Origin of the sequence: Streptomyces sp. NPDC059454 (assembly GCF_042749965.1) — a bacterium.
Lineage (GTDB): Bacteria > Actinomycetota > Actinomycetes > Streptomycetales > Streptomycetaceae > Streptomyces.
Map to the genome: position 1 here is coordinate 69,335 of NZ_JBHYVC010000032.1, position 6,526 is coordinate 75,860.

Sequence of the window (6,526 nt, forward strand, 5' to 3'; positions counted from 1 at the left end):
GCGTGTGGCTCGTAACCCTACGGCCTGGCGGGTCCCCGCCGCCCGCCCGTCCACGGCGGCGAGGCGGTCTGTGCTGTTGCGTCCGGTTACGTCATGCTCTGTATTCATGATCCGCGACTGGAGCGCGTCGGCCGCGGGGGCGATCCGGGGCGCCTCCGCGCCGGTGACCCACACCCTCATTGTGCTGTGCTGCCTGGTCTTCCTGATCGGGCCGGCGTCGGGCCTGAATCCGGCCCACGGCTCCGGGGAGGAGCTGCTCGCCGCGCAAAGGGTCTATTTCCGGCGTTGGGGCGTCATTCCCGCAGACCTGTTCGAAGGGTCCCCCGAGGCCGTCCTCACCCCGGCCACGGCACTGTTCGTGCACGGCAGCTGGGTGCATCTGCTCGGCAACATGCTGTTCCTCCAGGTCTTCGGAGCGATGACCGAGGCACGGATGGGCCGGGTGCGGTTCACCCTGTGCTACGCCGGCTGCGGCTACCTCGCGCTGCTGGGGTACGCCGCCACCGACGCGGGCTCCGAGCGGTCCCTGGTCGGTGCCTCCGGGGCGATCTCGGCGGTGCTCGGCGCGTTCCTCTTCCTGTTCCCCCGGGCACGGGTGACCAGTCTCCTGCCGTTCCTGTTCTTCCTGCCGGTACGCCTGCCGGCGTGGGTGGTGCTGCCGTTCTGGGCGGCGCTGCAGTGGGCGGCGGCGGGGCGGGCGGGTGAGGGGCCGGGGGTGGCGTATCTGGCGCACCTGATCGGGTTCGGGCTGGGCTTCGGCTACGCGTGGGTGCGTTTCGGCGGGGCGACTACAGTGAAGGCCACCCCTGCTCCGGCCCCCGAGGGAGAGAACCCACCGTGATCACCGCGATCGTCCTCATCAAGACCAGCGTGGACCGGATCCCCGAGATCGCGGAACGGATCGCCGCGCTGGACAGCGTCAGCGAGGTCTTCTCCGTCACCGGCACCTACGACCTGATCGCCATGGTGCGGGTCCGCGAGCACGAGGACCTGGCGGAGGTCATCCCCGGGCGGATCAGCAAGATCCCGGGGGTGGAGGGGACCGACACGCATGTGGCGTTCCGTACGTACTCGCAGCACGACCTGGAGGCGGCGTTCGCCATCGGGCTGGACAGCTAGCGGTCCGCCGGGGGCGGGGGCGTCCGGTCTTCGGCCGGTGCCGGGCCGGGGGCCTCGGCCGTTTTCGCCCCCGCCGCCCCTTCCCGTTCCCGTCCCCAGGGGTGCTGCCCCCGGACCCCCGCTCCTCAACCGCCGGAGGGGCTGATATCGCCGGAGGGGCTGGTTCTCAGCGGCCGGATGAAGAGTTCTTCATCCGGCGCTCATCCGGGACCTCCGGTGCGGTGCGCAGGATCGGGGCATGGTCTTCACTCGCCGGATGGCGGCCCTCGCCGCCGTCGTCCTGATCCCCCTGGGCGTCGCCGCGACCAGTTACGCCCTCGCCGACAGCCCCGAACCACCCGAGGTGCCGCCCCGGGTCGAACTGGACAGCGGCTCGCCCACTCCCACGTCCACGGCCCCGTCCGCGCGGCCCGAGCCGACGCCGAGCGACGAGGTCGTCTCCCGGCCCCCCGTGACCGACAGCCCCGCGGATGACGACGATGACGACGACGACCGAGGCCAGGACTCCCCGGACGACGCCCCCGGCGGGGACGACGGACCGGGCGACGACGGCTGACCGGGTTCGCCGGCGGATCTCCGCCCGGGTCCGCATCCTGCTGTGGCTGCTGTTCGTCATGGCGGTCGCGCTCGCCTCGGTCGCCATGACCACCCGCTCCTTCCTGCTGCGGGACGTCGACCACCGGATCGGCGGACTGCTCGCCCAGGAGGCCGGTGAGTTCGCCAACTTCGAGGAGCGCGGCTTCGATCCGGAGACGGGCCGGCCCTTCACCGACCCGGACCGGCTGCTGCGGGTCTTCCTGGAACGGCAGTACGCCGACCCGGACGAGGAACTGATCGGCCTGGTGGCCCGCGGCAGCGGCGGCCCGGCGAAGCTCACCCAGCCGCGCGAGCTGCCCGTCGCCCTGCCCCTGTACCGGGACGGCGACGCCCGGCGCCGCATCTTCGAGTCACCCGACGCCTCCGGTGTGCTGCACCGACCCGAGGGCGAGATCCGCTGGGCCAAGGTGGCCGTGGCCCGGCACGGCGGCGGCGACCCGGAGGCGGCGTTCGTCGTCGCCTTCCACCCGGAGCGCGAAGTGGCGCGGGTGGACGAGGTGTTCCGGGTGCTGCTCGCCATCTCCGGGGTCGCCCTGCTGCTGACCACCGGCATCGGCTGGGCGGTCGCCGGACGGATCCTGCAGCCCGTACGGCTGGTGCGCACCGCCGCCGCGCAGCTCACCGAGCAGGACCTCACCCGCCGTATCGCGGTGCGCGGCCACGACGACATCGCGGCGCTCGCCGAGACGTTCAACGCGATGCTCGACCGGCTGGAGCGGGCCTTCGCCGCCCAGCGCCAGTTCGTCGACGACGCCGGCCACGAACTGCGCACCCCGATCACCATCGTGCGCGGCCACCTGGAGCTGATGGGCGACGATCCGGCCGAACGCGAGGAGACCGTCCGCCTCGTCACCGACGAACTCGACCGGATGAGCCGCATCGTGGAGGACCTGCTGCTGCTCGCCAAGGCCGAGCGCCCCGACTTCGTCCGCCCGGAGCCGGTCCAGCTCGCCGAACTCACCGCCGACGTCTACGTCAAGGCCCGCACCCTCGGTGAACGCGACTGGCAGCTCACGGACACCGCCGACCGGGAGACGGAGCTGGACCCCCAGCGGATCACCCAGGCGATGGTGCAGCTCGCGCAGAACGCGGTGCAGCACACCACCACCGGCCAGACCATCCGCATCGGCTCCCGCGCGCAGGGCCCCCGGATCGAGCTGTACGTCGCCGACTCCGGGCCCGGGGTCCGGCCGCAGGACCGGGAGCTGGTCTTCGAACGCTTCCGGCGCGGCACCTCCCGGCGCGGGGCGCGCGGTTCGGGCGCCGGGCTCGGCCTGTCGATCGTCAAGGCGATCGCCGAGGGCCACGGCGGCCGGGTCCGCCTGGACGACACCGAGGGCGGCGGCGCCACCTTCGTACTCACCCTGGAAGAGGCACCGAAGTGAACCGGATCCTGATCGTCGAGGACGAGGAGCGCATCGCCTCCTTCGTGCAGAAGGGCCTGCGCGCCAACGGCTTCACCACCACCGTCGTCCCCGACGGCGAGGCCGGCTACGAGTACGCCCTGACCGGCGGGTTCGACCTCGTCGTCCTGGACATCGGGCTGCCCGGCCGGGACGGCTTCACCGTGCTGCGCGAGCTGCGCGAGTCCCGGGTGACGACCCCGGTGATCGTGCTGACCGCGCGGGACTCGGTGCGGGACACGGTGGCCGGTCTGGAGGGCGGCGCCGACGACTGGATGACCAAGCCGTTCCGCTTCGAGGAACTGCTCGCCCGGGTCCGGCTGCGGCTGCGCACGGCGGCCCGGGCGCCGGAGGTGACGGTGCTGAGGGCGGGCTCGCTGAGCCTCGACCTGCGCACCCGCCGCGCCCGCGCCGGGGAGCGCACCGTCGATCTGACGGCCCGTGAATTCGTGTTGCTGGAACTGTTCCTGAGACACCCCGGCCAGGTACTCTCCCGCGAGCAGATCCTCTCCCACGTGTGGGGCTACGACTTCGACCCGGGCTCCAACATCGTGGACGTGTACGTGCGGGCACTGCGCAAGAAGCTCGGCGCGGAGAAGGTGGAGACGGTCCGCGGGATGGGCTACCGGCTCCCCGCGTGAGGGCCCCGCGGCGGAGTGGACCCGCCGGGTGAAGTTCCCTTCATCTTCGGCTCATCGGCGGCTCACCGCCCGGGTGAATCGTCGATGACGTGACATTGAACCCCCGCTTGGCCGCGACCCTGTGCGTGGCACTGTCGCTGTGCGCGCCGCTCGCGGTCCCCGGCACCTTCCCCGGCCTCGGCGGGGACGCGCGCCTCACCCTCGCCGTGTTCGCGCTGGCGACCTGCGCGTGGGTCGGTACGCCGATCGACGACACGTACATCGCGCTGGGCGCCGGACTCGCGCTGACGGTGACCGGGGTGATCAGCAGCGACACCCTGTTCGGCACCCTGGGCGACTCGACGGTGTGGCTGCTGATCTGCGCGTTCGTGCTGGCGGCCGCGGTGAGCCGGACCGGGCTCGCGGGGCGGGCGGCGGCCTTCCTGGTCAGCGGGGCGCGTACGGTACGGCAGTTGACGCACCTGACGACGGCCGCGCTGGTCGTCACGGCGTTCGCGGTGCCGGCCACGTCCGGCCGGGCGGCGCTCGCCCTGCCGGTGTTCCTCGCCTTCGCCAAGGCACTCGCCGACCGGAAACGACTGGTCGTGATGCTGGCACTGCTGTTCCCCACCGTGATCCTGCTGTCCGCGGTGGCGACCCTGATCGGCGCGGGCGCGCATCTGATCACCGTGTCGGTGCTGTGGGAGGCCGCCGGGGAACGGATCGGCTTCACCGAGTGGCTGCTGCTCGGGCTGCCGCTGGCCGTGGTCTCCTCCCATCTCGCCGCCGAGGCGGTCCTGTTGACCACCACCCGGCGCGCGGACCGCGAGGGCCGCGTGCGCATCACCGCCGAGGAGATCCAGCGGCACAGCGACCGCCCGGTCACCGGCCCCTGGACCCAGGCCGAGAAGCGCTGCGCCCTGCTGCTGGCCACGGTCGTCACCCTGTGGTGCAGCGAACCGCTGCACCGGGTGTCCCCCGCGATGGTCGCGCTGATCGGCGCGGTCGTCGCCGCCTCACCGGCGCTGGGCACCGTACGGCTGAAGGACGCGCTGAAGACGGTGCCCTGGTCGCTGCTGCTGTTCATGGCGGCGACGATGGCGACGGGCGTGGCGCTCGTGGAGTCGGGCGCGGCGAAGTGGCTGGTCGGCGGGTTGCCGGCGGGGATCACGCCGGTGATGTTCCTGGCGGTCGTCATCGCGGTCAGCACGGCGGCCCATCTGATACTCCAGTCCCGCTCCGCCCGTTCCTCCGTGCTGGTCCCGCTGGTGGTCGCGGCGGCCGTGGGCGCCGGGGTGAACCCGGTCGCGGCGGCGCTCGCCTCCACCGCCGCCGCGGGCTTCTGCCACACGCTCCCCGCCTCCGCGAAACCGGTCACGCTCTTCGCGGAGATCCCCGGCACCCCCACCTACACCCCGCGCGACCTGCTGCGGCTGTCCGCCGTGCTGGCCCCGCTCACCGCCGCCCTGGTCCTGCTGTTCGCCGTCGCGGTGTGGCCGCTGCTCGGCGTCCCCGTGACCCGTTAAAGGAGTTCCCCTCATGCTGAACCGTGTCGTCGTAGCCCCCAGCGGCTTCAAGGAGTCGCTGTCCGCCCAGGCCGCCGCCGACGCCATCGCGGCGGGCGTCCGCCGGGTGCTGCCGGACGCCGAGATCGACCGGATCCCGCTGGTGGACGGCGGTGAGGGCACGGCCTCGGCGCTGGCCTCGGCGACCGGCGGCCGGCTGGTCGCACTGGCCGCCACCGGCCCGGTCGGCGAACCGGTCGGCACCCACTTCGCGCTGCTCGGCTCCCGGGACACGGCGGTGGTGGAGATGGCGGCGGTCGCCGGCCTCTCCCTCGTCCCGCGCACCCGGCGCGACCCGGGCGCCACCACCACGTACGGCGTCGGGGAACTGATCCGCGCCGCCCTCGACCAGGGCGTGCGGCGGATTCTGGTCGGCTGCGGCGACTCGGGCACCTCCGACGGCGGCGCGGGCGCCCTCCAGGCGCTCGGCGCCCGGCTGCTGGACGCGGATGGTCTCGAACTGCCTGCTGGTGGACGCGAGTTGACACGCCTGGACCGCATCGACCCGGCCGGCCTCGATCCCCGCCTCGCGGACGTGGAACTCCTCGTCGCCTGCAATCCGTACAACGTGCTGTGCGGGGAGCGGGGTGTGGCCCGGGTGTTCGGCCCGCAGAAGGGGGCGAGTCCGGAGCGGGTCGAGGAGTTGTCGGCGGCGCTGGAGAACTGGGCGCGGATCCTGACCCGCGATCTCGCCGTCACCGGCACCGATCTGCGCCTCGGCCGCGGTACGGGCGCCTCCGGCGGGCTCGGCGCCGGGCTCGCCGCCCTGGGCGGGTCCCTCCTGCCCCGCTTCCCCGTCCTGCTGGACCACCTCGACCTGGACGCCCGGCTGGCCCGCGCCGATCTGGTCGTCACCGCGGAGGGGGCGCTGGACCACCAGACGCCGCGCGGGAAGGTCCCGGCGGAGGTGGCGCGGCGCGCCAAGCTGTCGGGGCGGCCGGTGCTGGCGCTGGCGGGGACGCTCGGGGAGGGGGCGGGGGAGGTGCCGGGGGTGGACGCCTGTCATGGCATCCTGCCCGCGCCGATGGCCCTGGCGGAGGCGCTGGTCCGCGGCGCGGAGCTGCTCACCGACGCGACGGAACGCGCGCTGCGCATGATCGTGCTGGGCGCGCGGCTGCCGGCGGCCACCTAGTTTCTTCGCCCCCGCCGCCCCTTCCCGTCCCGGACCTGGGGCTCCGCCCCAGACCCCGCTCCTCAAACGCCGGAGGGGCTGGAACTAGCC

At 73.5% G+C, this 6,526-nt stretch carries 7 protein-coding genes; all 7 read left to right on the forward strand.

Annotation, left to right across the window (positions count from 1 at the left end; genetic code table 11):
- The first annotated feature begins 106 nt into the window (after window positions 1-106).
- The 7 genes from ACFXAE_RS22030 (at window position 107) to ACFXAE_RS22060 (ending at window position 6,436) form a co-directional block, all read left to right on the forward strand.
- Window positions 107-841, forward strand: coding sequence for a rhomboid family intramembrane serine protease (locus ACFXAE_RS22030; RefSeq protein ID WP_384717412.1), 735 nt, complete (start codon window positions 107-109; stop codon window positions 839-841).
- On the forward strand, window positions 838-1,119 hold the full coding sequence (locus ACFXAE_RS22035; RefSeq protein ID WP_030820493.1) for an Lrp/AsnC family transcriptional regulator: 282 nt from the start codon (window positions 838-840) through the stop codon (window positions 1,117-1,119). The genes ACFXAE_RS22030 and ACFXAE_RS22035 overlap by 4 nt, the downstream gene beginning before the upstream one ends.
- 238 nt (window positions 1,120-1,357) lie before the next feature.
- Window positions 1,358-1,675: a small secreted hydrophilic protein gene (locus ACFXAE_RS22040; RefSeq protein ID WP_384717415.1), complete on the forward strand. Its 318-nt coding sequence runs from the start codon at window positions 1,358-1,360 to the stop codon at window positions 1,673-1,675.
- Window positions 1,599-3,101, forward strand: coding sequence for an ATP-binding protein (locus tag ACFXAE_RS22045; RefSeq protein WP_384717418.1), 1,503 nt, complete (start codon window positions 1,599-1,601; stop codon window positions 3,099-3,101). Before ACFXAE_RS22040 ends, ACFXAE_RS22045 begins: the two co-directional genes overlap by 77 nt.
- Window positions 3,098-3,760 carry a response regulator transcription factor gene (locus tag ACFXAE_RS22050; RefSeq protein ID WP_384717421.1) on the forward strand — a complete coding sequence of 221 codons (663 nt, stop codon included), beginning with the start codon at window positions 3,098-3,100 and terminating at the stop codon, window positions 3,758-3,760. Before ACFXAE_RS22045 ends, ACFXAE_RS22050 begins: the two co-directional genes overlap by 4 nt.
- Before the next feature lie 89 nt (window positions 3,761-3,849).
- Complete coding sequence (locus tag ACFXAE_RS22055) at window positions 3,850-5,265, forward strand: SLC13 family permease (RefSeq protein WP_384717425.1); 1,416 nt, start codon at window positions 3,850-3,852, stop codon at window positions 5,263-5,265.
- Window positions 5,266-5,278: 13 nt separating this feature from the next.
- Complete coding sequence (locus ACFXAE_RS22060; RefSeq protein ID WP_384717428.1) at window positions 5,279-6,436, forward strand: glycerate kinase; 1,158 nt, start codon at window positions 5,279-5,281, stop codon at window positions 6,434-6,436.
- The last annotated feature ends 90 nt before the right edge of the window (window positions 6,437-6,526 follow it).

Coding starts and splice junctions, on each gene's coding strand:
- ACFXAE_RS22030 (WP_384717412.1), top strand. CDS start 107: ATGATCCGCGACTGGAGCGCGTCGGCCGCGGGGGCGATCCGGGGCGCC.
- ACFXAE_RS22040 (WP_384717415.1), top strand. CDS start 1,358: ATGGTCTTCACTCGCCGGATGGCGGCCCTCGCCGCCGTCGTCCTGATC.
- ACFXAE_RS22060 (WP_384717428.1), top strand. CDS start 5,279: ATGCTGAACCGTGTCGTCGTAGCCCCCAGCGGCTTCAAGGAGTCGCTG.
- ACFXAE_RS22045 (WP_384717418.1), top strand. CDS start 1,599: ATGACGACGACGACCGAGGCCAGGACTCCCCGGACGACGCCCCCGGCG.